Origin of the sequence: Streptomyces ochraceiscleroticus, from assembly GCF_000720485.1 — a bacterium.
GTDB lineage: Bacteria > Actinomycetota > Actinomycetes > Streptomycetales > Streptomycetaceae > Streptomyces > Streptomyces ochraceiscleroticus.
The window spans coordinates 197,393-220,169 of record NZ_JOAX01000006.1 but is presented as its reverse complement, the minus strand read 5'-3'; the positions used below and the strand labels follow the sequence as shown (position 1 = coordinate 220,169).

20 protein-coding genes and 1 pseudogene are annotated in these 22,777 nt (G+C 71.8%); 10 read left to right on the top strand and 11 right to left on the bottom strand.

Going from position 1 to position 22,777, the window contains the following annotated elements:
• Nucleotides 1-4 precede the first annotated feature (4 nt).
• The 5 genes from IG84_RS0110890 to IG84_RS0110870 all read right to left on the bottom strand — a co-directional run bounded on the left by IG84_RS0110890 (nt 5) and on the right by IG84_RS0110870 (nt 6,076).
• Nucleotides 5-889, bottom strand: coding sequence for an ABC transporter permease (locus IG84_RS0110890; RefSeq protein WP_078648740.1), 885 nt, complete (start codon nt 887-889; stop codon nt 5-7).
• Nucleotides 834-1,628: an ABC transporter ATP-binding protein gene (locus tag IG84_RS0110885; RefSeq protein ID WP_051861606.1), complete on the bottom strand. Its 795-nt coding sequence runs from the start codon at nt 1,626-1,628 to the stop codon at nt 834-836. Before IG84_RS0110885 ends, IG84_RS0110890 begins: the two co-directional genes overlap by 56 nt.
• Before the next feature lie 1,024 nt (nt 1,629-2,652).
• Entirely contained in the window at nt 2,653-4,197 is a 1,545-nt protein-coding gene (locus tag IG84_RS0110880; protein ID WP_031054401.1) for a 3-hydroxyacyl-CoA dehydrogenase, read from the bottom strand.
• Between the two features lie 164 nt (nt 4,198-4,361).
• Nucleotides 4,362-5,114: a CoA-transferase subunit beta gene (locus IG84_RS0110875; RefSeq protein WP_037799927.1), complete on the bottom strand. Its 753-nt coding sequence runs from the start codon at nt 5,112-5,114 to the stop codon at nt 4,362-4,364.
• A gap of 44 nt (nt 5,115-5,158) precedes the next feature.
• Nucleotides 5,159-6,076 carry a CoA transferase subunit A gene (locus tag IG84_RS0110870; protein WP_031054397.1) on the bottom strand — a complete coding sequence of 306 codons (918 nt, stop codon included), beginning with the start codon at nt 6,074-6,076 and terminating at the stop codon, nt 5,159-5,161.
• Between the two features lie 151 nt (nt 6,077-6,227).
• On the opposite strand from IG84_RS0110870, the gene IG84_RS0110865 reads away from it, so the two are divergent.
• From IG84_RS0110865 to IG84_RS0110830, 8 genes are all read left to right on the top strand, one after another.
• On the top strand, nt 6,228-7,142 hold the full coding sequence (locus IG84_RS0110865) for a LysR family transcriptional regulator (protein ID WP_031054395.1): 915 nt from the start codon (nt 6,228-6,230) through the stop codon (nt 7,140-7,142).
• Nucleotides 7,143-7,263: 121 nt separating this feature from the next.
• Nucleotides 7,264-8,484 (top strand): acetyl-CoA C-acetyltransferase, encoded by a 1,221-nt coding sequence (locus IG84_RS0110860; RefSeq protein WP_031054394.1) that lies wholly within the window; start codon nt 7,264-7,266, stop codon nt 8,482-8,484.
• A 157-nt stretch (nt 8,485-8,641) separates the two neighbouring features.
• Complete coding sequence (locus IG84_RS0110855; protein ID WP_031054393.1) at nt 8,642-9,991, top strand: MFS transporter; 1,350 nt, start codon at nt 8,642-8,644, stop codon at nt 9,989-9,991.
• Between the two features lie 198 nt (nt 9,992-10,189).
• Nucleotides 10,190-10,681 (top strand): helix-turn-helix domain-containing protein, encoded by a 492-nt coding sequence (locus IG84_RS0110850; protein ID WP_037799860.1) that lies wholly within the window; start codon nt 10,190-10,192, stop codon nt 10,679-10,681.
• Nucleotides 10,668-11,378 carry a hypothetical protein gene (locus tag IG84_RS0110845; protein ID WP_051861595.1) on the top strand — a complete coding sequence of 237 codons (711 nt, stop codon included), beginning with the start codon at nt 10,668-10,670 and terminating at the stop codon, nt 11,376-11,378. Before IG84_RS0110850 ends, IG84_RS0110845 begins: the two co-directional genes overlap by 14 nt.
• The gene (locus IG84_RS0110840) at nt 11,371-12,585 is read left to right on the top strand and encodes an MAB_1171c family putative transporter (protein WP_031054388.1); all 1,215 of its coding nucleotides are present in this window, start codon (nt 11,371-11,373) and stop codon (nt 12,583-12,585) included. The genes IG84_RS0110845 and IG84_RS0110840 overlap by 8 nt, the downstream gene beginning before the upstream one ends.
• A 150-nt stretch (nt 12,586-12,735) precedes the next feature.
• Nucleotides 12,736-13,980 carry a cytochrome P450 family protein gene (locus IG84_RS0110835; RefSeq protein ID WP_031054386.1) on the top strand — a complete coding sequence of 415 codons (1,245 nt, stop codon included), beginning with the start codon at nt 12,736-12,738 and terminating at the stop codon, nt 13,978-13,980.
• Between the two features lie 172 nt (nt 13,981-14,152).
• Nucleotides 14,153-15,097 carry a D-alanyl-D-alanine carboxypeptidase family protein gene (locus IG84_RS0110830; protein WP_078648739.1) on the top strand — a complete coding sequence of 315 codons (945 nt, stop codon included), beginning with the start codon at nt 14,153-14,155 and terminating at the stop codon, nt 15,095-15,097.
• Here the strand turns inward: IG84_RS0110830 and IG84_RS0110825 are convergent.
• The 6 genes from IG84_RS0110825 to IG84_RS0110800 form a co-directional block, all read right to left on the bottom strand.
• Nucleotides 15,084-15,572 (bottom strand): DUF309 domain-containing protein, encoded by a 489-nt coding sequence (locus IG84_RS0110825; protein ID WP_031054382.1) that lies wholly within the window; start codon nt 15,570-15,572, stop codon nt 15,084-15,086. The genes IG84_RS0110830 and IG84_RS0110825 overlap by 14 nt on opposite strands.
• Before the next feature lie 155 nt (nt 15,573-15,727).
• Nucleotides 15,728-16,060, bottom strand: coding sequence for a DUF427 domain-containing protein (locus IG84_RS0110820; protein WP_031054380.1), 333 nt, complete (start codon nt 16,058-16,060; stop codon nt 15,728-15,730).
• Nucleotides 16,061-16,148: 88 nt separating this feature from the next.
• Nucleotides 16,149-16,610 carry a thioesterase family protein gene (locus IG84_RS0110815; RefSeq protein ID WP_031054377.1) on the bottom strand — a complete coding sequence of 154 codons (462 nt, stop codon included), beginning with the start codon at nt 16,608-16,610 and terminating at the stop codon, nt 16,149-16,151.
• Entirely contained in the window at nt 16,607-17,575 is a 969-nt protein-coding gene (locus tag IG84_RS0110810) for a 3-hydroxyacyl-CoA dehydrogenase NAD-binding domain-containing protein (RefSeq protein WP_031054375.1), read from the bottom strand. Before IG84_RS0110810 ends, IG84_RS0110815 begins: the two co-directional genes overlap by 4 nt.
• A 33-nt stretch (nt 17,576-17,608) precedes the next feature.
• Nucleotides 17,609-18,496 carry a beta-keto acid cleavage family enzyme gene (locus IG84_RS0110805; protein WP_031054372.1) on the bottom strand — a complete coding sequence of 296 codons (888 nt, stop codon included), beginning with the start codon at nt 18,494-18,496 and terminating at the stop codon, nt 17,609-17,611.
• Between the two features lie 140 nt (nt 18,497-18,636).
• Complete coding sequence (locus tag IG84_RS0110800; RefSeq protein ID WP_031054370.1) at nt 18,637-19,503, bottom strand: TetR/AcrR family transcriptional regulator; 867 nt, start codon at nt 19,501-19,503, stop codon at nt 18,637-18,639.
• Between the two features lie 206 nt (nt 19,504-19,709).
• Between IG84_RS0110800 and IG84_RS0110795 the strand changes: the two are divergent.
• Nucleotides 19,710-21,404: pseudogene (locus tag IG84_RS0110795) on the top strand (SpoIIE family protein phosphatase); the annotation flags it as partial.
• Nucleotides 21,405-21,495: 91 nt separating this feature from the next.
• A complete protein-coding gene (locus IG84_RS0110790; RefSeq protein WP_037799916.1) occupies nt 21,496-22,770 on the top strand; it encodes an MFS transporter in 1,275 nt (424 codons plus the stop codon).
• Nucleotides 22,771-22,777: the final 7 nt, after the last annotated feature.

Here is a 22,777-nt window from a genome sequence, read left to right as displayed (position 1 = left end):
CGGGTCAGCCGTGGGTGCGCTCGCGGGCGGGCTGCCAGCGCAGCAGCCGGCGTTCGACGCGGTTGACGAGCAGATCGATGGCCACGACCACGACGGAGAGCACGACCATCCCGGCGAACACGCCCGTCGTGTCGAACGTCCCCTCCGCCTGCGCGATCAGATAGCCCATGCCTTCGGAGGCGCCGAGGTACTCGCCGACCACCGCGCCGACGATCGCGAAGCCGACGCTGGTGTGCAGGCTGGAGAAGATCCACGACATCGCGCTGGGCAGCAGTACGTGCCGGATGAGCTGGCTCTCCTTCGCACCCAGCATCCGGGCGTTGTCGACCAGCACCCGGTCCACTTCCCGTACGCCCTGGTAGGTGTTGAAGAAGACGATGAAGAACACCAGCGTCACGCCGAAGGCGACCTTCGACCAGATGCCGAGCCCGAACCAGAGCAGGAAGATCGGCGCCAGCACGACCCGCGGCAGCGCGTTGAGGACCTTGATGTACGGATCGAGCACGGCGGCCAGCGTCCGGGCGCGGGCCAGCAGGAAGCCGATGCCCAGGCCCAGCACCCCGCCGATGACCAGCGCGAGCGCCGCCTCCAGCAGGGTGGTCAGCAGATGCCCGGCGATCTCGCCACTGCCCAGCCACTGCCCGATGCGGCCCGCGACGGCGGTGGGGGAGCTGAAGAAGAACGGGTCGACGACGCCCGTACGGCTGCCCACCTCCCAGCCGGCGACGAGCAGTACGGCGAGACCGAGCTGCGCGGTGAGCACGGCGGGCCGCACCCGGCCGGTCCAGCCGGTCCGGCGGCGCCGCGGCCCGGCGGACCGGGACGGCGCGGTGTCAGCCGGCGTCTTGGACAGCTCCGGCGCCCGCGGTCCCGTGGGAAGCGCGCTCATAGGTCCTCATCACCTCGTTCCTCAAGTCCGCCCAGATCGCGCCGTACAGCTCGGTGAAGCGCGGCGTGGTCCTGATGTCGAGCAGGTCGCGCGGCCGGGGGAGATCGACGGGATAGCGGCCGACGACGCCGCTGCCGGGGCCCGCTGACAGCAGCACCACCTCGTCCGACAGCGACACCGCCTCCTCCAGGTCGTGGGTGACGAAGAGGACGGTCTTGCCGCTGTCGGTCCACAGCGTCAGCAGCTCGTTCTCCATGATCTGCCGGGTCTGCACGTCCAGCGCCCCGAACGGCTCGTCCATCAGCAGGATGTCCGGGTCGCCGATCCAGGTCTGGGCGACGGCCGTGCGCTTGCGCATACCGCCGGAGAGCTGGTGCGGGTAGGCGTTCTCGAAGCCGGCCAGGCCGACCCGTACGACCCACTCATGGGCCCGCGCCAGCCGTTCGGCCTCCACGCCGGACAGTTCGAGGCCGAACGCCACGTTCTGCACGACGGTCTTCCAGGGCAGCAGGGCGTCCTGCTGGAACATGTAACCGGCCCTGCGGTTCAGGCCGCGCAGCGGTTCGCCGCCGATCAGTACCTGCCCGGCGGACGGCTCGCGCAGCCCGGCGACGGCGTTGAGCACCGTGGACTTGCCGCATCCGGTGGGCCCGACGACCGAGACGAACCGTCCCGGAGCCACTGTCAGATCCACCTCCCGCACGGCCGTGTAATCGCCCTCCGCGCCGTGGTACGTCATCGTGACGCCGCGCAGCTCCACTGCCGCACTGTCGTCCCCGTCAGCCACCGGCACCCTCCGATCAGCGGGATCTGAAGATCACTCGCTGAGCATGATTGGTCACCACACCGTGATCGCGCAACGGTGTGGCACAAGGAAAGTCGGCCAGGTCCCGAGTAACGGGAAAGCGATCGCAGTCATGGCTCGTGCGGAGAGCGGGGCGCCTCGATGATTCGCCCGGCTCGTTAGTAATTCCGACTTACTCTCGCTTATTCCGACAAAATCGCCATACACTGTTGTCCGGTCTTCGGATGCGGCACATCACTCAAAACTGCGAGCCCACAGAGCGCATCATGTCTCCCTCATCGCCCCACTCCATGGCTGCCACTGCTCTCTACGTGTTGGCAGGAATGGTCCTTGCCGCTCCGCTCGTCGCGTGCGGTACGTCCAACGAAGCGCAGCACCAACACACCCGTGTTGCCTGGTCCGCTCCGTATGCCTCCTGGAACGCGCAGGCCGCCCGTCATCTCACTGCCCAAGCCACGGCACAGGACCGAGCTGCTGCGAAGGAGCGGGCTGCCGCGGCCGAAGCCGCTGCCCACGACAAGCGACCGGCCTCCTCGCAGCCCAGTGGCTCGCGGCCAGGAGAGGCACCGCAGCAACAACAGCCGTCCTCACCCGGCGGCGCGGACGGTCCGAAGCAGTGCACGACGGAGCCCGCTGATCGGACAGCATGCCGGCTGCCCGCAGGGGCGGAGATCGCTCCCGGTGGTGGCGATGCCGACGGTGACGGCGTCTTCGAGACGAACGAGCCGGTCGGTCCCGGGTACAAGGACCCGCGTGCTTACAACGGGGGCAAGACCTCCGGCGAGACCCAGTGCGAGTACCTGAGGCAACAAGGCATCGCCTGCTGACCGGCATTGTGCGGGTATCCGCCCGCATGGCGAGTGCGTGAGGCGAACGGCCGCGGCGCACCGGGTAGTCAGGGCGTGATTGTCGGTGCGCCGCGGCCGGTCTGCGGGCAGGCGCGGGGCCTGTGGCCGGCTCAGCCGGCCTGCGGGAAGGGGCTGTTGCCCGGGTCGGTGAGGGTCATGCCCAGTTGGGCGCGCTCGGTGAGCCAGCGGGTGGGGCGGTAGCGGGGATCGCCGGTCGTGCGGTGCAGTGCCTGCTGGAGGGTGAGCAGGCGGGGCGTGCCGATGGTGTCGCCCCAGGCGAGCGGGCCGTGCGGATAGCCGAGCCCGGTGGTGACGGCGGTGTCGATGTCGGCGGGCGTGGCGAGGCCGCGCTCGGCGATGGACGCCGCGACCGAGACGATCGAGGCGAGCAGCCGCTGCGCGACGGAGCCCGCGGTGTCCCGTACGATGCTGACGGCATGCGGCTCGTCCGCCTCGTCGCCGGGCGCCGCGAGCACCGCGCGGGCGTCCGCCGCGACCTCCGGGTCCGTGGCCGGGGTGGCCGCCAGCACCCGGCGCCGGGTGGGCAGCGACAGCGGGTCCACGCCGAGGGTGCGGGCCGGCGGCAGGTTCAGCCCGGCCACCGCCTCGGCGACGGTCGTGCCCCAGGTGGCCACCAGGGCGACCGAGCCGTCACCCGGGAGTTCGCCGTCGTCGAGCACCGCGCCTCCCGTGGCGAGTGCCGAGCGCAGCGCCTCGGTGCCGGGGCCGGTGTCGGCCACCCACACGGGCCGCTTGCCGTCACCGGTGATGGGCGGCTCCGGCGTGGCGGCCGGCGCCGGGTCCTCGGGACCGTACGCGTACCAGCCGCGGCCCGTCTTGCGGCCGTGCAGGCCAGCGGTCACCCGGTTCGGGGTGAGGAAGGAGGGCCGGAGCCGGTCGGAGTGGCGGAAGCCGTGCCAGATGGTGTCGATGACCGCGGCGGTCACATCGAGCCCGGTCAGGTCCATCAGCTCGAACGGGCCCATCTTCAGGCCGAGTACGTCGCGGGCGATGCGGTCGATGCCCGGCGCGTCGGCGACGGTCTCCTCCAGCAGCGCCAGCGCCTCGGTGACCAGCCCACGACCGGCGTGATTGACGAGGAAGCCGGGGGTGTCGGCGACGGTCACAGCGCGGTGGCCCGTCCCGCGTACCAGCTCGGCGAGGAGCGGCGGGATGTCCGCACGGGTCGCCGCCCCCGGCACCACCTCCACGATCTTCATCAGCGGTACGGGGTTGAAGAAGTGCAGGCCCGCCAGGCGCGACGGGTCACCCAGCGTCGCAGCGATCTCGGTGACCGACAGGGAGGAGGTGTTGGTCGCGAAGACCGTGGACGCGGGCAGCGCCTCGGCCAGCTTCCCGAACACCTCGGCCTTCGTGTCCAGGTCCTCCCGCGCGGCCTCGATGACCAGCTCGACCTCGTCGCCGGGCGCCCAGGGGGAGTCCAGCGGCACGATGCGGGCGAGGGTGTCCGCCGCCTCCTGCTCGGTCGTCCGGCCCTTGGCGGCGGCCCGGTCGAGCATGCCCCGGACGAAGTCCATGGCCGTGCCGACCGCCTCCGTACGGATGTCGCCCAGCTCGACGGTGTGCCCGGCGGTGGCGGCCCACTGGGCGATGCCGCGGCCCATGACACCGGCGCCCACGATCCTGATACGCACGTCAGATACTCCCTTGGTTCCTTGGCAGGGCCCCTCCCTCTCCCCATGAGGAGAGTCCCGTGATCGAGACCCCCTCCCCCGCCTCCACCACACTCCTCGTGAAGCTACTCCCACCCACTGACAATCCGGCGTGCGCCTCACACCCCGGGCGCTGTCCACCGCGGTCAGCGCAGGTACACCCGGTCCGGGTCGACATCCTCGCGCAGCAGGCGCAGCTCCTCGGCGCTGGGCGGCTGTACGGTCTCCACCGTGTCGGCGACCGCGAGGTCCCAGCCGGTGTTCTCGCGTACCTGATCCACCGTCACGCCCGGGTGCACGGCGACCAGCTTCAGCTCCTCGCCGACCCCCTCGCGCGCGAGGATGCCCAGCTCGGTGATGACCCGGGTGACGCCCGTGCCGAGCGGCCGCACGCCCTCTTCCAGGGCGCGGTCGGGGCCCGGCGTGGTGCAGAAGTCCAGCTTCTCCGTGAAGGAGCGCGGGTCGTGACGGCGCATCACCACGAACACCTCGCGGGAGTTGGCCATCACCTCGACCGCGCCGCCGGACCCGGGCAGCCGCACCTTGGGCGCGTCCCAGTCGCCGATGACGGAGGTGTTGAGATTCCCCCACTTGTCGATCTGCGCGGCGCCGAGGAACCCGACGTCGATATGGCCGCCCTGCAGGACGTACCCGAAGAGCGCGGGCATCGACAGGACCGCCTCGGCACCGGTGATCAGCACCGCGTCCGCGATGGTCTCGGGAAGGTGCGAGGGATGTGCCCCGCACACGCCCGACTCGTACACGATCTCCAGCCGCGGCGCGACCGTGAGGTGCGCGAGCGAAGCGGCGAGCGTGGGCAGCCCGATCCCGGCGAACACGGTCCGCCGCCCGGCCAGTTCCCGCGAGGCGACCACGGAAAGCCGCTCGGAGGAGGTCATTTCGGTGGGGTGAGTGGTCTCGGTGGTCACAGTGCTCTCGGTGCTCACAGTCGCCTCCCGTAGTTCACCGGCAGGCTGAGTGCCTCGCCGACCGCGAGGGAGTCCCAGAACTCCTCGCCCAGCTTGCTGACGTACTCCGCGTGGTCCGCGGTGTCGTACACCCACTCCTTCAGCCACGCCTGGAGACGGTCGGGGTCCTTGCTGATGCCGGACCAGGCGCGGTAGAAGGCGTTGTCGCGGTCGTAGTAACCCTGCGCGAAGGAGGGGTGCGCGCCGCGGGGGCAGGCCACGACCGCGTCCACGGCGTGGGCGGGGATCACCGTACGGTTGGGGTCGGAGCGGACGACCTCGTCCTCGACGATCTCCTCGACGACCACGACCGCCTTGTCCGCCGCGTAGACCGCCTCGGCCTGAACGCCCGTCAGGCCCCAGATCTGAGTGTTGCCGCTGCGGTCGGCGCGCTGTGCGTGAATGATCGTCACGTCCGGGTTGACGGGCGGGACGACGTACACCTGCTCGGGCTCGTCGTCCGGGCCCGGGTAGGGCGAAGTGACCTTGCGCAGGCCCTCGTTGACCGCGGGCAGGTCGCTGCCGCCGTACGAGCGCAGCGGGTAGAACGGCAGTCGCTGGGCGCCCGCGAGGTAGCGGCAGATCATGCCGTAGTGGCTGTACTCCTCGAAGACCAGCGGCTCGGGGTCGGCCTTCTCGACGCGGCGGCGCAGCTCACCGAGCGAACCCGCCGAAGAGTTGCCGACGAAGGAGGAGACGAGGCGGGAGACGCAGCCGGCGGCGAGCATCTGGTCCACGACGATGTCCGCGGTCATCCGGACCACGGTGAGGTCGCGGCGGCCCTGCCGGATGATCTCGTGCCCGGCGGCGGTGGGGATGAGGTGGGTGAAGCCTTCGAGCGCGACGGTGTCGCCGTCATGGACGAAGGAGGAGATGGCCTCCCGCATCGTCATGGTCTTGTCCACGGTGCTCCTCGGCGTGCGGGGTAGCGGATCCGGTCCCGGATACCGTTTCACCGGCCATTGATCTCCGTCCAATACCGAATTAAGGTCAGACTGATATCGGGAAAGAAATAGTCGTGCGCGTGGGTGGACGGAGACGGTTATGGAGCTGCGGCATCTGACCGCCTTTGTCGCGGTCGCCGAGGAGCTGCACTTCGGGCGGGCCGCCAAGCGGCTGCAGATGGCGCAGCCGCCGCTGAGCCAGCAGATCCGGCAGTTGGAGAAGGAGTTGGGCGTCCAGCTCTTCGAGCGCAACACCCGCTCGGTGCGGCTGACCAGCGCGGGCCAGTCCTTCCTCGATCCGGTGCGCACCGTCCTCGCCGACCTGGACACCGCCACCCGTGCCGCCAAGGCCGCCGGGCGCGGCGAGTACGGCCGGGTCACCATCGGCTTCGCGGGCGCGTCCACACACGAGACGCTGCCGCTGCTCACCCGTGCCGTACGGGCCGCGCATCCGGCGCTGGAGCTGGTGATGAAGGGCCAGACATACGCCAATGTCGCGCTGGCCGGGGTCGCCGACGGCTCCCTCGACCTGGGCTTCGTCCGGCTCCCGGTCACCCAGCCCGGCGTCGCGACCCGGGTGATCGACGAGGAGGAGCTGATCTGCGCGCTGCCCTCAGACCACCCGCTGGCCCGCCGCCGGCGCATCCCGATCGCCGCGCTGGCCGACGAGCCGTTCGTCAGCTTCCCCGCCAACGCCGGGTCCACGGTCCGGGACGCCACCGTCCGCGCGTGCGAGGCCGCCGGGTTCAACCCGCGGGTGGTGCAGGAGGCGCCCGACTCGTACACGATCCTGGCGCTGGTCGGCGCGGGCGTCGGCGTCACCCTCACGGTCACCTCCTGTCAGCACATCCAGCAGACGGGGCTGGTCTACCGGCCGCTCGCGGGCCCGCCGATCCGGCTGCAGGCCGCGCTGGCCTGGCGTCCGGACAACCCCTCGGCTGCTCTGCGTACCGTCCTCGCGGTGGCCGAGGAGGCCCTGCCGACACCGGAAGGCAAGACTCCGGCACGCCTCTGAGCTGCGGTGACATCCGATTGATAAGTCTTGCGTCCGAATCCTCGCCGAATTGGATATTGGACCGGCTCAGTACTCGGGTGGAAAAGTCACCGGGAAGCGTCCACCAGGAAAGGCCCGTGGCATGACCGACCCCACCGAAATCGTCCTCTGCGAACCGCTGCGCACCCCGATCGGCAAGTTCGGCGGCGCACTCGCGGGGCAGCGTCCCGCCGCCCTGGCCGCCCGGCTGATCACCGAGATCGTGCAGCGCACCGGCGTCGCGCCGGAGAAGATCGACGAGGTCATCCTCGGGCACGCCTGGCCCACCTCCGACGCACCGGCCATCGGCCGGGTGGCCGCCCTGGACGCCGGCCTGCCCGAGACCGTCACCGGTGTCCAGGTCGACCGCCGCTGCGGCTCCGGGCTGCAGGCGGTGCTGGACGCGGCGATGCAGATCAAGGCCGGGTTCAGCGACGTGGTGATCGCGGGCGGCGTGGACGTCATGAGCGCCGCGCCGTACTACACCCACGAGGGCCGCTGGGGCATCAAGGGCCCGAACCTCCAGCTCCACGACTCGCTCAGCCGCGGCCGGGTCACCGCGGGCGGCGCGAACCACCCCATCCCCGGCGGCATGATCGAGACCGCGGAGAACCTGCGCCGCGCGTACGGGATCAGCCGCGAGGAGCAGGACGCGCTGGCGCTCCGCTCGCAGCAGCGGGCGGGCCGCGCCATCGAGGCGGGCTTCTTCGACGACGAGATCGTGCCGATCACGGTGCGCGGCCGCAAGGGCGACACCGTCGTGGCCGCCGACGAGCACCCGCGCCCGGACACCACTGCCGAGCAGCTCGCCAAGCTCAAGCCGATCATGGGCAAGCAGGACCCCGAGGCCACCGTCACCGCGGGCAACGCCAGCGGCCAGAACGACGCCGCCGCTGCCTGCCTGGTGACCAGCGCCGCCACTGCCGAGCGGCTCGGCCTCACCCCGATGGTGCGGCTGGTCTCCTTCGCGCGGACCGGCTGCGCCCCGGAGACCATGGGCCTCGGCCCGGTCGGCGCCACCCGCTCGGCGCTGGACAAGGCGGGCCTCAAGCTCGCCGAGCTGGACCTGATCGAGCTGAACGAGGCGTTCGCCGCGCAGGTGCTGGCCTGCGCCAAGGAGCTGGGCCTCGGCGAGGCCGACCACGAGCGCCTCAACGTCAACGGCTCCGGCGTCTCGCTGGGCCACCCGGTCGGCGCCACCGGCGCCCGCATCCTGGCCACCCTCGCCCGCGAGATGAAGCGCCGCGAGGCCCGCTACGGCCTGGAGACCATGTGCATCGGCGGCGGCCAGGGCCTCGCGGCCGTCTTCGAGCGGGTCGCCTGACCGCTGCCTGACCCCGCGCACGGGGATCCTCCATACACGTACAAGTACGGCGTACAAGTAAAACCGCGCACCACCCGTACCACCCAGGGGCGCCGCTCGGACGACGCGGCGCCCCTGGTCTCCCCTTCCCTTGATCAAAGACGCCCAGGGAGTCCGTATGAGTGCGCCCACCGCGCCCACCGCACGCGACCGCACCAGAGCCGCCAACCGCGCCGGAATCGGCGCGTTCATCGGCTCCACCATCGAGTGGTTCGACTTCTACATCTACGGCACCGCCTCAGCCCTCGTCTTCGACAAGGTCTTCTTCCCCGAACTCGACGGCGCGCTCGGCACGTTGGTGGCCTTCGCCACCTTCTGGGTCGGCTTCCTCGCCCGCCCGCTCGGTGGCATCGTCTTCGGGCACTACGGCGACCGCCTCGGCCGCAAGAAGACCCTCGTCATCACCCTGTTGATGATGGGCGTGTCCACCACGGCCATCGGCCTGCTGCCCGGTTACGCCTCCATCGGCATCGCGGCGCCGATCCTGCTCGTGGCGATCCGCATGATCCAGGGCATCGGCCTGGGCGGCGAGTGGGGCGGCTCCGTACTCATCGCCTCCGAGTCCGCGCCCAAGGGCAAGTCCGTGCTGTACGGGGCCTTCGCACAGCAGGGCTCGCCGGTCGGCAACACCCTCAGCACGCTGAGCTTCCTGGCCATCAGCCAGTTGCCGGACGACGCCTTCACCTCCTGGGGCTGGCGGGTGCCGTTCCTCGCCTCCGCGCTGCTGGTCATGGTCGGCCTCTTCGTCCGGCTGAAGGTCGCCGAATCGCCCGCGATGGCCAAGCTGATCGAGAAGAAGGAGGTCGCGAAGCTGCCGCTGACCGAGGTGCTGCGCAGCCATCCGATGCTGATCGTCCTCGGCATCGGGGCCTGCACCATCGGCCTGTCCGCGACGTACTTCAAGTCCACCTTCGCGCTGTCCTGGGCCACCAGCGCCCTGGACTTCGACCGCAGCTCCTTCCTCACCATCATCCTGGTCGCCAACATCACCCAGATCATCGTGCAGCCCTTCGGCGCGGTCCTCGCGACGAAGATGAAGAGCTGGTCGCGCGCGGTCTGCGTGATGCTCATTCCCGAACTGGTCCTGATGCCGGTGATGTTCGTCCTCATCGGCACGGAGAACTACGGCCTGGCGATGTTCGGTGTCGCGGTCGCCACGATCCCGCACTGCCTGTACTACGCGGCGCTGGCCGGCATGCTCGCCAGCCGCTTCCCCGCCCATCTGCGCTACACCGGCATCTCGCTCTGCTACCAGCTCTGCGGCACGCTGCTGGGCGGCACCACCCCGATCATCGGCCAGTCGCTGCTCAACTGGACCGGCTCGATCACCGCGGTCATCGTCTACGCGGTCTTCCAGGTCGCGCTGACCATGGGCTGCATGCTGCTGCTCCTGCGCCGCCCGAACCACGACGAGACGGCCGCCGAGGCCGCCCCCGCCGCCCGGACCACCGCTCCGCTGCCCGGTTGAGCTGCGAGAGTCCGACTCAACCACGAGTTGATGCCCGAGACGCCGGATAAGGGTCACGGTGGGTAGGTGGACTGGTGCGTCCCGTTCCGCTCGTGAAAGGATGTGCGAAGCGGAGAGCGCGCGACTCAACTGTCCGTTGGGTGTGCGCGCTGCTTCGCTGTGGCTGGGACCAGGGCGAATGGGGATGGGACACCGATCATGGCACGAGGGGGTGACGGCGCGCCGAAGAGTGAGCACAGCCCGCTCGCCGAGCGGCTGAACCACCTCTTCGCGCACATGCACCCGCCCGGCGCGCCGTACACGAACGCCTACGTCGCCGAGGAGATCAGCGAGGGCGCCGAGTACGGCGACGTCACGCTCTCCGAGCAGTACCTCTCCATGCTCCGCAAGGGCAGACGCAGCAATCCGAGTCACGAAGTGCTGCGCGCGCTCGCCAAGTTCTTCGCGGTGCCGGTCGGCTATCTGGTGGGGGACCTCTCCCAGCCGCAGGCCGACCGGGTGGAGGAGGAGCTGCGCTTCCTCGCGGCCATGCGGGACCAGCGGGTACGGACCATCGCGCTGCGTTCGGTCGGCCTGCCGCCCGAGGTGCAGGACAGCCTCACGACGATCATCTCCCAGTTCCGGCAGCAGATGGACCTGCCGCCGGATCCGCCGGCGACCAGCGGTGAGGCGCCGCATGCCGGCCACTGACGAGCAGCTCTTCGCCACCTGGCGGCGGACGGGAATCGAGGACGGTACGGCCATGCGGGTACGGCGCATACGCCGGCGGTGCAAGCAGCTCGTACAGGAGCTGGCGCTGCCCGCCGCGACCGATCTGCCGGGCCTGTGCGAGGTCGTGGCGCGGCGCGTGGGCCGGCCGGTCCGGCTCGCGCCGATGAGCCTGGGCGGCGTGGTGTCCGGCATGACGGCGGGCACCGACGACGGCTGGTGGGTCTTCTACGAGCGGCAGACCTCGCCCTGGCACCAGACCCACATCGTCCTGCACGAGCTGAGCCATCTCCTCCTCGGGCACGAGCAGGACCCCACGGTCACCGAGGACGCGCTGAAGGTCTGGACGCCGTCCATGGACGTCGCGACGGCCGCCCGGCGGATGGGCCTGACCGCCCGCTTCGCTCGCCACCACTGCTACGACAACGCCACCGAGCACGAGACCGAGGTGCTGGGCACGCTGCTGATGGCGCATGTGGTGCCCGCGACCGCCAAGGACGACCCGCCGCTGAGCGGCGACGCCGCCGAGATCGCGGCCGCGCTGGCCCCGGCGCTCAAGCACATCCGCCGCGAGCTGGACGGCGCTCAGGGCGGCGGTCCGGAGGCCACCGGAACCGCTCCGGAAGCCCCGGGCGCCCGGGACACCGGCCCCGACGACGGGGAGCCGCCGCGTGTTTGACGTCGTCTACTTCTGCTTCGCGGCCGTCGCCTGGACGCTCGCCGGGTACAAGTTCCGCGCCTGGCTGCGCGACCGGCGCAACGCCGACCTGGGCCTGACCAGCATGATGACGGCCGGCGTCGCCACGGTCTTCCTGTTCTCGGCGCCGAGCCTGTACCGCGCCTTCGACCGGCTCACCGGCGTCGCCAACCTCGCCATGGTCTTCCTGTACTCCTCCGTCGTGGTCTTCGCGGCCGGCGCGCTGGTGCTGCTGCTGCGCTGGACCGGCGGCGAGGACGAGGCGGGCCGCCGCCGGGCCCGCTCCCGTACCCGCGCGGTCCTCACGCTCGTCGTCGTGGCCTGGGCGGTCGCCGTCACCGGCTTCGCCGTCGGCCGCCCGGACACCGTGGAGCACCCGCGCGACTTCAGCACGGCGTACACGGACGCGCCCGGCGTCATGGTCTTCCTGATGCTGTACCTCGCGATCTTCGGCGCCAGTCTTGCCGGGCTCGGCACGCTCTGCCCGCGCTATGCCACCAAGGTCGGCCCGTCCTGGCTCGCCCGCGGACTGCGCGTGCTGGCCGCCGGTTGCTGGCTGGGCCTCCTGTACTGCGCCTGCAAGCTCGTCGGCTTCGTCCTCTCCTGGGCCGGGCATCCGGCGCTCTGGCTCTCCAACGGCGTGGCGCCGCTGAGCGCCTCGGTCGCCGCGATCCTCGTCCTCACCGGCTTCGCGCTGCCCGCCGCCGGACCCCGCGCCTCCGCCTGGCGCCGGCTGCGCCGTCTCTCGCCCCTGTGGCGCGAGGCCACCGCGCAGGCCCCGGAGGTCACGATGGAGGGTTCCGGGCCCGGCCGCTGGCCCTTCGCCGACCTGGAGTGGCGGGCCAACCGCCAGATGGCCGAGATCCGCGACGTACAGCGCGGCATCCGCCGGTACGTCGAGTCCGACGCCGTCGACGTCGCCCGCGAGCGGGCCCGCGCGGTGGGCGTCGGACCGGAGCAACTGGCCGCCGTGGCCGAGGCCGTGGCGCTGCGCCGGGGCCTGGACAACCGGCAGGCGGGGCGGCTGCCGGAGCCGTACGCCGAATCCGTCGTCGTCACGACCGACATGGCGCCGGCCGCTGAGTACGAACATCTGGCGCTGGTCGCGGACGTGTACCGCTCGTCCCTGGCCGAGACGGTGCTCGGCGAGCTCCGGCAGCGCGACCGCGTCAGGGAGCGCGAGACCTAGCGGCGGCGCACCACAGACCAGGTGGCTCGGTACGGGGGTCCGAACCGCCTTCGGCGCAGGGCGGCACGGGGCAATGGCCCCGTAGCCGCCCTGCGCCTTGTCATGCCCCGGATACGGGAGGCGGGCCGGCACCCCATAAGGTCGGGATTCATGCAGAACGCAGCTCACACAGGCTCGCCCGACCGTCCGGACCCGATCGACACGACGATGCTGCTCGACGACCCCTACGCAGGATACGAGCGGCTGCGCGAGGCGGGCCCGGTCCACCGGATCACCGGCCCCGACGGGCAGCCCGCCTGGCTCGTCACCCGCTACGCCGACGTCCGCAGCGGGCTCGCCGACCCCCGGCTCTCCCTCGACAAGCGCAACAGCTCGACCGGCTACCGCGGCTTCTCCCTGCCGCCTGCCCTCGACGCCAACCTGCTCAACATGGACCCGCCGGACCACACGCGCGTACGCCGCCTGGTGGCCAAGGCGTTCACGCCCGGCCGTGTCGACAAGCTGCGCGCCCCCGTGGCGAAGGTCGCGCACGACCTGCTGGACGCCATCGAGGCCAAGGGCCGCGCCGACCTCCTCGCCGACTTCGCCGGGCCACTGCCGATCATCGTCATCTGCGACCTGCTGGGCATCCCGGAGCGCGACCGGCTCGACTTCCGAGCCTGGTCCGACGCGCTGATCACGCCGGACCCGGCCCGTCCGGAGGCGGCGAAGGAAGCGGTCGGCGCCATGCTGCGCTTCTACACCGGGCTGATCGCCACCAAGCGCGCCGAGCCGGGCGACGACCTGCTCTCCGATCTGATCGCCGTGCGCGACGAGCCGGACGGCGAGGACGGAGCCGGCGGCGTGGCGGGGGACCGGCTCAGCGAGGACGAACTGACCTCGCTGGCCTTCCTGATCCTCCTCGCGGGGTACGAGAACACCGTTCACCTCATCGGCAATTCGATCCTCGCGCTGCTCGACCACCCGGAGCTGCTGGCCGAGTTGCGTGCCGACCCGGATCAACTCCCCGCCGCAGTCGAGGAGTTGGCGCGGTTCGACGGCCCGGCGCCGCTGGCCATCCGGCGCTTCCCGCTGGAGGACATCGAGATCGGCGGCGTGCGGATTCCGGCCGGGGAGAGCGTGCTGCTCTCGCTCGCGGCCGCCAACCGTGACCCGGAACGATTCCCCGAACCCCACAAGCTCGACCCGCACCGCGATATTTTCGGCCATCTCGCGCTCGGGCACGGCATCCACTACTGCCTCGGCGCCCCGCTCGCCCGGATGGAGACGCAGACCGCCCTCGACGCCGTGATTCAGCGGTTCCCCGGGCTCCGGCTGGACGTCGAGCGGGACGAGATGCGGTGGCGGCGGAGCATCCGGGCGCGTGGCCTGATGTCGCTCCCCGTCGCCTGGTAACGCCGACTCGAACAGGCTTTTCCTGCATAACCGTTCCGGCATGCGGTAGAAAGGTTCTGAGCCCGCCCGGTGTGCATCCCCCGTCGCACCGGGCGGGTCTTCGCGTGTGACCCGTGAGCCGTCTGGCGCAGCATGTACTGCGCGTGCCGCTCCGTGTCCCTAGCGTGGTTGCATGGGAACCGACGCTGCTTCGACCAGGACAATTGGCGCCCTGACGGCCATAGCCGTGGCGGGCGCCCTCGCCGCTCTGCTCGCCCCGGCGCATGCCACGTCGACGCCCCAGGGCAGGGCCGCACCGGAACGCTCCACGACCCATACGGCGGCCGGGCCCGGAGCCCGGCACGCCGCAGCGCCGCCCGGCGGCCTCACCGCCCGGGCCTGGACCGTCACCGACGCCGAGACCGGTCGCGTGCTGGCCGCGAAGGAGCCGCACCGCCAACTGGCCCCGGCGAGCACCCTGAAGACCCTCTTCGCGCTCACCGTCCTGCCCAAGTTCCCCGCCGACATGGTCCGCACGGTCACCGCGGAGGACCTCAAGGGCGTGGGCGAGGGCAGCAGCCTCGTCGGCATCAAGAAGGGACAGCAGTACAAGGTCGCCGACCTGTGGCGCGGCGTCTTCCTGCGCTCGGGCAACGACGCCGTGCACGTCCTCGCCAACATGAACGGCGGCTGGCAGGCCACCGCACAGGAAATGCAGGCCAAGGCCCGTTCACTGGGCGCGCAGGACACGGTGGTGAAGACACCGGACGGGTACGACGCCCCCGGCCAGGTCTCCTCGGCGAGCGACCTCGCCCTCTTCGGCCGCAAGGGCCTGGAGAACGCCGACTTCGCCCGCTACTGCGCCACCGTACGGGCCGCCTTCCCCGGCGGCTCCCGGGGCCCGTACGACATCGTGAACACCAACCGGATGCTGTCCGGCACGAAGGGCGTGCCGCGCTATCCCGGCGTCATCGGCGTGAAGAACGGCTTCACGAGCAAGGCCGGCAACACCCTGATCGCCGCCGCGAAGCGGGACGGCCGCACCCTCGTGGCCACCGTGCTCGCCCCCAGCAAGAAGAAGAACGCGGTCTACAAGGAGGCCGCCACGCTCCTGAACTGGGGCTTCAACGCGAACTGACCCGCAACCGGGGCGCGTGCGCGGCCGCGGGGACCGGGCCGCGCAGCGCGTCGGCCAGGTCCCCGGCCCAGCGGCTGAGCCCGGTGACGTCGATGCCGTACGGCGCCGCGTGCGCGTACGGCTCGATGGCGGCGGCGCCGCGGTTCAGCAGCGAGGTGGCGCCGGTGACGTTGCCGCGCGCGGCGTGCGTGAGGCCGACGGCGAGCTGGGCGAGGCCGCGCCACAGCTCACGCTCCTGCGGCGGCCCGGATTTCCAGGCGTCCTCCAGCACCTCGTGCGCGTGGAACGGCTTCCCCTCGTCCAGCAGTCGCTGCGCCTCCGTCAGCGACTCCTGCGGCGTGCGGACCACGCCCTCGGGCTGCCGCTCGACGCCCTCGGCGCCGTACGGCAGCGGGCGGCCGAGACCGTCCCGCGGCCGGGCGTTGCGCGCCCGGCCCTCGGCGTCCCGGTCCCGGCGCAGGGGTGTCTCCGACACGCGCCGGGGCGCTGCGGCGCGGGCCGGAGGCTCGCTGTCCGCCGCGCAGTGCGGACAGGCCGCGGCCGGGTCCTCCCGGATCCGGCCGCACTCGTCACAGACCCGGTCCAGCCAGCAGGCCGCGTCGCCGCCCTCGTGGTGTTCCGCAGCGCTCATCAGCCGTCGACGACCTCGGTCTCGTAGAAGCAGAAGTGGTCCTTGATCTCCGCCACGTCCTCCTTGGGCTCCGGGTACGCCCACACGGCGTCCTCGGGCCCGTCCGGCAGCGACCAGTACGAAGCCGTCCCCTTGAAGGGGCAGTGGGTCTGCGTGCCGGAGGGGCGGAGCAGGTCGGTACGGACGTCCTCCGGCGGCAGGTAGTACCGGGCCGGATACCCGGTCTCGCGGAGCACCAGCGGACGGGTGCTGTCGGCGAGCACCTGCCCGCCGTGCGCCACGCGGACGTGGTCGGTGCTCCGCTCGACGGTGATGCGGTGGCCTGTGGTCATGGATGGTCCTCCCGGTCGAGGAACGGTCCCTCCCAGGGTCTCACCCGCGGGCGGTGCGGGCCCGGAGGACCTCCGGGCCCGCACCGTCTCAGACCTCCCGGATGCCCCGGCCCGCCCATTCGGGTGCCGGGTCGGTCAGCGCGGTGAGCCGGTCGCGCACCGCCTCCGGCAGCGGCGCAGAGCGGCCCGTGGCCTGGTCGACGTGGAGCGCGAACAGCTCCTCCGTGGCGACCGGGTCGCCTTCCGTGTCACCCACGAACATCTCGTGCAGGAAGCGGACCTTCTTGGTGTCCGCGCCCAGCACCGTCGTACGGACGACGAGTTCGGAGTCCCGGTCGATCTCGTTCAGGTACCGGACATGGGCCTCGACCGTGTACAGCGAGCAGCCGCTCGCCTCGCGGTACTCCGGGCCCAGCCCGGTCTCCGCCATCAGCGCGTCCGTGGCGAACCCGAAGACGAGCACGTAGTACGCCTCGCTCAGGTGGCCGTTGTAGTCGATCCACTCGTCCTTGACGGACTGCCGGAAGAGCGGGAGCGCGGCCGCCGTCACGTGGCGTCCTTGCCGAGGCGGCCGGTCGCCCGCAGTACGTCGATGACGCCCTGGTCGCGCTCGGCCACCAGGTCCGCGTACGTACGGCCGTCCGCGGCCTCGTCGCAGCCCTCGACCACCGCGTCCCGCAGCGCGCGGTCCAGCTCCGGGGCCTCCAGCCGGGTCCACGGGGACTTCAGGGACGGGCCGAAGTGGTCCAGCATGTGCGCCATGCCGCCCTCGCCGCCGGCCAGCGCGAAGGTGAGCATCGGGCCCATGAACGCCCAGCGCAGGCCCGGGCCCTCGGTGATGGAGTCGTCGATGTCCTTCACGGTCGCCTCGCCGTTGGCGACCATGTGCAGCGCCTCGCGCCACAGGGCCTCCTGCAGGCGGTTGGCGATGAAGCCGGGCAGCTCGCGGTCCATGGTGATCACGGACTTGCCCGCGATGTCGTAGAAGCGGGAGGCCCACTCGACGGCCGCACGGTCGGTCTTGTCGCCGCCGACGACCTCGACGAGCGGGATCAGGTACGGCGGGTTGAACGGGTGGCCGACGACCAGGCGGCCGTTGTCGGCGGCCTCGCTGTGCATGTCGGTCATCGGGTAGCCGGAGGTCGAGGAGGCCACGACCACGCCCGGGCGGGTCGCGGCGGTCAGCTCGGCCAGCAGCGAGCGCTTCAGGTCCAGCTTTTCCGGGGCGCTCTCCTGCACGAAGTCGGCGTCGGCGACGGCCTCGGCGAGGGTGGGCGCGACGGTGAGGCGGTCCTTGGAGGCGCCGTCGGCGAGACCTATCTGCTCGAGCGCCGGCCAGGCGGCGTCGACGAGGCGGCGCAGCTTCTCCTCGGCGTCGTCGGCCGGGTCCCAGGCGGTCACGTCGTAACCGCGGGCGAGGAAGTGGGCGACCCAGCCGCCGCCGATGACGCCGGCGCCGATGCAGGCTACGCGGCGCACGTCTTCGGGGGCTACGGGGGAGGGGGTGGTGCTCATGGGGACGGCTCCTGTGGTCGGGGCGGAGAGGAGTCAGGCGCGCGGCTTGAGGCCCAGGCGGGCTCGGGCCTGGTCGGGGGTGGCCACCTTGGCGCCGAGGGACTCGGTGATGGTCACGGCGCGCTCGACGAGCTGCCCGTTCGTGGCCTTCACGCCCTTGGAGAGGTACAGGTTGTCCTCCAGGCCGACGCGTACGTTGCCGCCGAGCAGGATGGACTGGGCGACCCACGGCATCTGCATGCGGCCGAGCGCGAAGCTGGCCCACTGCGCGTTCTCCGGCAGCATGTTGACCATCGCCTGCAGCACGCCCGGGTCGGCCGGCGCGCCCCACGGGATGTCCATGCAGAGCTGGAAGATGGTCGGGTCGTCCAGCAGGCCCTCGGCCAGAAGCTGCTTGGCGAACCAGAGCTGGCCGGTGTCGAAGATCTCCAACTCGGGCCGTACGCCCAGCTCCTGGATGCGCTTGGCGCCCTTGCGGAGCATCTCCGGGGTGGAGATGTAGAGGTTGTCGCCGAAGTTCAGCGAGCCGCAGTCCAGCGTGCAGATGTCGGGGAGCAGGTCCTCCACGTGCGGCAGCCGGTCCAGCCCGCCGACCAGGTCGGTGCCCGGCTGCGCGCCCTTCTCCAGCGGCTGGTCGGCGTCGAGCACCAGGTCGCCGCCCATGCCGGCGGTGAGGTTGATGACGACGTCGGTGCCGGTCTCCTTGATGCGCTCCACGACCTCCGCGTACAGCTTCGGGTCGCGCGAGGGGTCGCCGGTCTCGGGGTCGCGGACGTGGATGTGCACCACGGCGGCGCCCGCGTTCGCCGCCTCCACGGCGGACTTGGCGATCTGCTCGGGCGTCACGGGGACGTGCGGGGAGCGGCGTACGGTGTCGCCCGCGCCGGTCAGCGCACAGGTGATGATGACCTCGTCGTTCATGACGGGAGTCCCTTCTGCGGGTGGTGGGGTGACGTGCCGTCAGGTGACGGCGAAGGGTGCGAAGAGGGGGTGTGCGGGCAGGCGTCGGCCACGCCTGCCCGCACACGATCGGGGCGGACGGTCTCGTCCGGTGGAGCGCCTTACGGAGCGGTCAGTTCGCTTTCCACGAAGGCGATCAGCGCGGCGTGCATGGAGTCGGGGGTCGTACTGCCGGGGGCCGTGGCCAGTACCTGCGTGGCCAGGCCGTCGATCAGCGCGGTCAGCCGGAGCGCGGTGAACTCCACGTCGACGGGGCGGAAGACGCCCTGCTCGACGCCGCGCCGCACGACGTCGGCGACGGTGGTCCGCCACTGCCGGTAGTAGTGGTCGTGCAGCCGTCCGACCTCGGTGGAGCGCGCCGCCTGCGCCCACATGTCCAGCCAGACCAGCCACTGCCGGCGCTGCTGCTCCGTGCGCGGCGTCTGCAGTGCGATGAGGTGCAGCAGCTCCTCGCGGGCGTCGATCGCGCCGGCCAGGCCCTGGGCGCGGCGCTCGGTGTCCTCGTCCATGCACCAGCGGACGGCGGCCTCCAGGAGGTCGTCCCGGCCGGGGAAGTGGTAGTGGATCGCGGCCGTGCTCGTCCCGCAGGCGGCGGCGATGTCGGCGACGCGTACGGAGTGGAAGCCGTGCTCGGCGATCAGCCGGACCGTCTCGCGGACGATCTGCAGCGGCCGGCCGCCCTCGGGGAGCGTGGCGGGCCCGGCGTCCTCGCCCGGCGGCGCGGGCGTCCCGGGCCGGGAGCCCAGCAGCCGGCCCGCGTCCACGCCGCCGATCTCGGCGATGCGGACGATCTCGGCGACGGTGAAGCGCCGGGTCCCGCTGAGGGACCGGGACAGCTTGGACGGGTCCATCACGATCCGCCGGGCGAACTCACGGCGGCTGCAGCCGATGCCGTCGATCACCTGCTTGACGCGGTCCGTGAGGTCGCCGTTCTCGTCGGCGAGCCGGGTGCCGGGGTCTTCGTGCATGGCTCGGGACCGTAGCAGCGTGATGAGATCAGCGCAACGCCCTGCACGGGGAAGAGGGCCTCCAAACACCCTCAAAACGGCGATATTCAGCGGGAAGGCGCCACGTGATGAGGACTGACTGATGAGAAAGTCAGGACGATTGCCCGGCTCGCATGCCCGGGGCACGGATAACCCTGTAAGAGCAGAAATGTGGCAAAGTGACGAACATGGCCGAACGGGGCGCGCAGCCCCCTGCCGTGTCGGCACCGGAGCAGTGGCCCGCCCCGCCGGACCTGATCCTGGCGCTCAACGGAATGGGGGGCTTCGACTGGGACCTGAAGCGCGGGCGCATGTACATGGACGCCGCCGCGCTGCGGGTCTTCGACCTGCGCCCCGGCGAGTACGACGGCCGCCCCGAGACGCTCTCCTGCCGCGTGCCGCCCGCCGAGGCGGCCCGCCTGGATTCCCTGGTCGCCCAGGCCATCAAGGAGGGCAGCGCGACGTACGGCGCGTACTTCCGCGTCCGCTGCCGCGACGGAACCCTGCGCTGGACCCACAGCCACGGTGCCATCCACCGGGACGGCACCGGGCGGCCGTACCGCATCATCGGCATCGTCCGCGACGCCCGTCAGGAGCTGGCGCTCTCCCGCACCGCAGACCCGGCGAAGGCGGGGGACCGGCGCCGCCGCCGGCACAGCTCCGTCGTGGAGCGCACCACCGCGGCGCTCGCGCACGCCAGGACCGTCGGTGACGTCATCGCCGTCCTGGGCGACAGCCAGGGGCTGAGCCGGCTCGGCGCGGAGAACGTCATCGTCGGGCTGGTGGAGGCCGGCCGCATCCGGCTCGTCTCCGAGGGGCAGTCCGGCAGCTTCGTACCGGAGCACCGGTTCACCCGGGTGGCGGACGACTTCCCGATGAGCGAGGTCGTACGCACGCTCACGCCGCGCTTCGTCCGGTCCCGCGCGGAGTTCGCCGCCTGCTACCCGCGCCTGTGGCCGCACATCCAGCCGCTGGACATCGGCTCCGCTGCCTACCTCCCGCTGATCGCGCAGGCCCGCCCGATCGGCGTGCTCGGGCTCTTCTACCGCGAGGAGAGCGACTTCGGCGTGCAGGAGCGCAGCATCCTCGTGGCGCTCGGCAGCAGCATCGCGCAGAGCCTCGCCCGGGCCATGCTCTTCGACCAGGAGCACGACCTCGCCGAAGCGCTCCAGCAGGCCATGCTGCCGCGCCGCATCCCCGCCGTCCGGGGCGCCCAGGTCGCGGTGCGCTACCGCGCGGCGCGGCTGGGCCGGGACATCGGCGGCGACTGGTACGACGTGATCCCGCTGCCCGGAGGGTCCCCCTCGGGGGGAGGGCGGCTCGCCGTCGTCATCGGCGACGTCCAGGGCCACGACATCCAGGCCGCCACCGTCATGGGACAACTGCGCATCGTGCTGCGCGCGTACGCCGCCGAAGGTCACGCGCCCGCCACGGTCATGGCCCGCGCCTCCGCCTTCCTGCACGAACTGGACACCGAGCGCTTCGCCACCTGCACCTACGCCGACATCGACCTGACCACCGGCGCCCTGCAGATCGTCCGCGCCGGGCACGTCGACCCGCTGCTGCGGCACGCCGAGGGCATCTGCCGCCGGCTGCGCGTGGCCGGCGGGCTGCCGCTCGGCCTGTCCGCCCAGTTCGGCCACCTGGACTACCCGGTCACCACGGTGCGCGTCGCGCCCGGCGAAACGCTGGTGCTGTGCACCGACGGCCTGGTCGAGCGGCCCGGCGCGGACCTCGACGAGGGGATGGCCCAACTGGCCCGGGAGGTCCGCGCCGGACCGCAGGACGTCCAGCAGCTCGCCGACCGGCTGTGCGCGCTGTCCCTCAGCGGCGACGGCGAGGACGACATGGCGCTCCTGCTGCTCCGCCGCAGCGGTACGCCCCGGCCGCACCAGTAGCTGCCGTCTGCAGCCGGTAAGGACTAAAGGTGGCCCCCGCCACATACAGTCCCCGTGCCGCGTGCTTTACTGCCGCGTGCCCACTGAGACCGCCCCCGCCGGCCTGCGCTCGCGCATATTCGCCGACCTCACACCGCTGCGTACCTCCGTCCACTACCGCCGCCTGTGGACCGGCAACACCGTCTCCTGGGTGGGCCAGCAGATGACCGCGCTCGCGGTCTCGCTCCAGGTCTACGACATCACCCACTCGACGTTCTCGGTCGGGCTGGTCGGCCTGTGCTCGCTCGTTCCGCTGGTCGTCTTCGGGCTGTACGGCGGCGCCATCGCCGACACCGTCGACCGCCGCACCTTGGGCCTGGCCAGCGCCCTCGGTGCCACCGCGATGTCCGTCGTCCTGGCCTCCGCCGCGCTGCTGGGCGTCCGCCAGGTCTGGCTGCTGTACGTCGTCGTCGCGCTCCAGGCCGTCTGCTTCGCGATGAACTCCCCGGCCCGCGCGTCGATGATCCCGCGCCTGCTCCCCACCGAGCAGCTCCCCGCGGCCAACGCCCTGAACTCCCTCACCAGCAACCTCGGCCTGATGGGCGGCCCGATGCTGGGCGGCGTTATCGTCGGCCTGTGGGGCTACCAGGCCGCGTACCTCATCGACGTCGTCGCCTTCTCCGCGTCCCTGTACGCGATGTGGCGGCTGCCCTCGATGCGCCCCGACCACGAGCCGGGCGCGGACGGCGCCCGCCCCAAGCGCGCCTCCGTCCTGGACGGCCTGCGCTTCCTCGCCACCCGTCCCAACCTCCGGATGACCTTCTTCGCCGACATGGCCGCGATGGTGCTCGCCCAGCCGCGCGCGCTCTTCCCGGCCGTCGCCGCGCTGTGGTTCGGCGGTGACGCCAAGACCGTCGGGCTGCTGGTCGCCGCGCCCGCCGTCGGCGCCGTACTGGGCGGGCTGTTCTCCGGCTGGCTTGGCGCGATCCGCCGGCACGGCCTGGCGATCCTGCTCGCGGTCGCGGCGTGGGGCGCCGCCATCGCCGTCTTCGGCCTGACCCGCAACCTCTGGCTGGGTCTCGTCTTCCTCGCCGTCGCGGGCTGCGCCGACACCGTCTCGATGGTCTTCCGCTCCACGATGCTGCAGGCCGCCACCCCGGACCGGATGCGCGGCCGCCTCCAGGGCGTCTTCATCGTCGTGGTCGCGGGCGGGCCGCGGCTCGGCGACTTCCTCGCCGGCTCGGCCGCCGACCTCGCCACCCCGGCCGTCGCCGTGGTCGGCGGCGGCCTGGCGTGCGTCGCCGTGGTGGCCCTCCTCGGCCTGAGCCGCCCCGCCTTCGCCCGGTACGACGCGCGGCACCCGCAGCCCTGACGCGGGG

Coding starts and splice junctions, on each gene's coding strand:
- IG84_RS0110890 (WP_078648740.1), bottom strand. CDS start 889: ATGAGCGCGCTTCCCACGGGACCGCGGGCGCCGGAGCTGTCCAAGACG.
- IG84_RS0110885 (WP_051861606.1), bottom strand. CDS start 1,628: ATGACGTACCACGGCGCGGAGGGCGATTACACGGCCGTGCGGGAGGTG.
- IG84_RS0110875 (WP_037799927.1), bottom strand. CDS start 5,114: ATGACCTCCTCCGAGCGGCTTTCCGTGGTCGCCTCGCGGGAACTGGCC.
- IG84_RS0110870 (WP_031054397.1), bottom strand. CDS start 6,076: ATGACGATGCGGGAGGCCATCTCCTCCTTCGTCCATGACGGCGACACC.
- IG84_RS0110865 (WP_031054395.1), top strand. CDS start 6,228: ATGGAGCTGCGGCATCTGACCGCCTTTGTCGCGGTCGCCGAGGAGCTG.
- IG84_RS0110860 (WP_031054394.1), top strand. CDS start 7,264: ATGACCGACCCCACCGAAATCGTCCTCTGCGAACCGCTGCGCACCCCG.
- IG84_RS0110855 (WP_031054393.1), top strand. CDS start 8,642: ATGAGTGCGCCCACCGCGCCCACCGCACGCGACCGCACCAGAGCCGCC.
- IG84_RS0110850 (WP_037799860.1), top strand. CDS start 10,190: ATGGCACGAGGGGGTGACGGCGCGCCGAAGAGTGAGCACAGCCCGCTC.
- IG84_RS0110845 (WP_051861595.1), top strand. CDS start 10,668: ATGCCGGCCACTGACGAGCAGCTCTTCGCCACCTGGCGGCGGACGGGA.
- IG84_RS0110835 (WP_031054386.1), top strand. CDS start 12,736: ATGCAGAACGCAGCTCACACAGGCTCGCCCGACCGTCCGGACCCGATC.
- IG84_RS0110830 (WP_078648739.1), top strand. CDS start 14,153: ATGGGAACCGACGCTGCTTCGACCAGGACAATTGGCGCCCTGACGGCC.
- IG84_RS0110820 (WP_031054380.1), bottom strand. CDS start 16,060: ATGACCACAGGCCACCGCATCACCGTCGAGCGGAGCACCGACCACGTC.
- IG84_RS0110810 (WP_031054375.1), bottom strand. CDS start 17,575: ATGAGCACCACCCCCTCCCCCGTAGCCCCCGAAGACGTGCGCCGCGTA.
- IG84_RS0110805 (WP_031054372.1), bottom strand. CDS start 18,496: ATGAACGACGAGGTCATCATCACCTGTGCGCTGACCGGCGCGGGCGAC.
- IG84_RS0110800 (WP_031054370.1), bottom strand. CDS start 19,503: ATGCACGAAGACCCCGGCACCCGGCTCGCCGACGAGAACGGCGACCTC.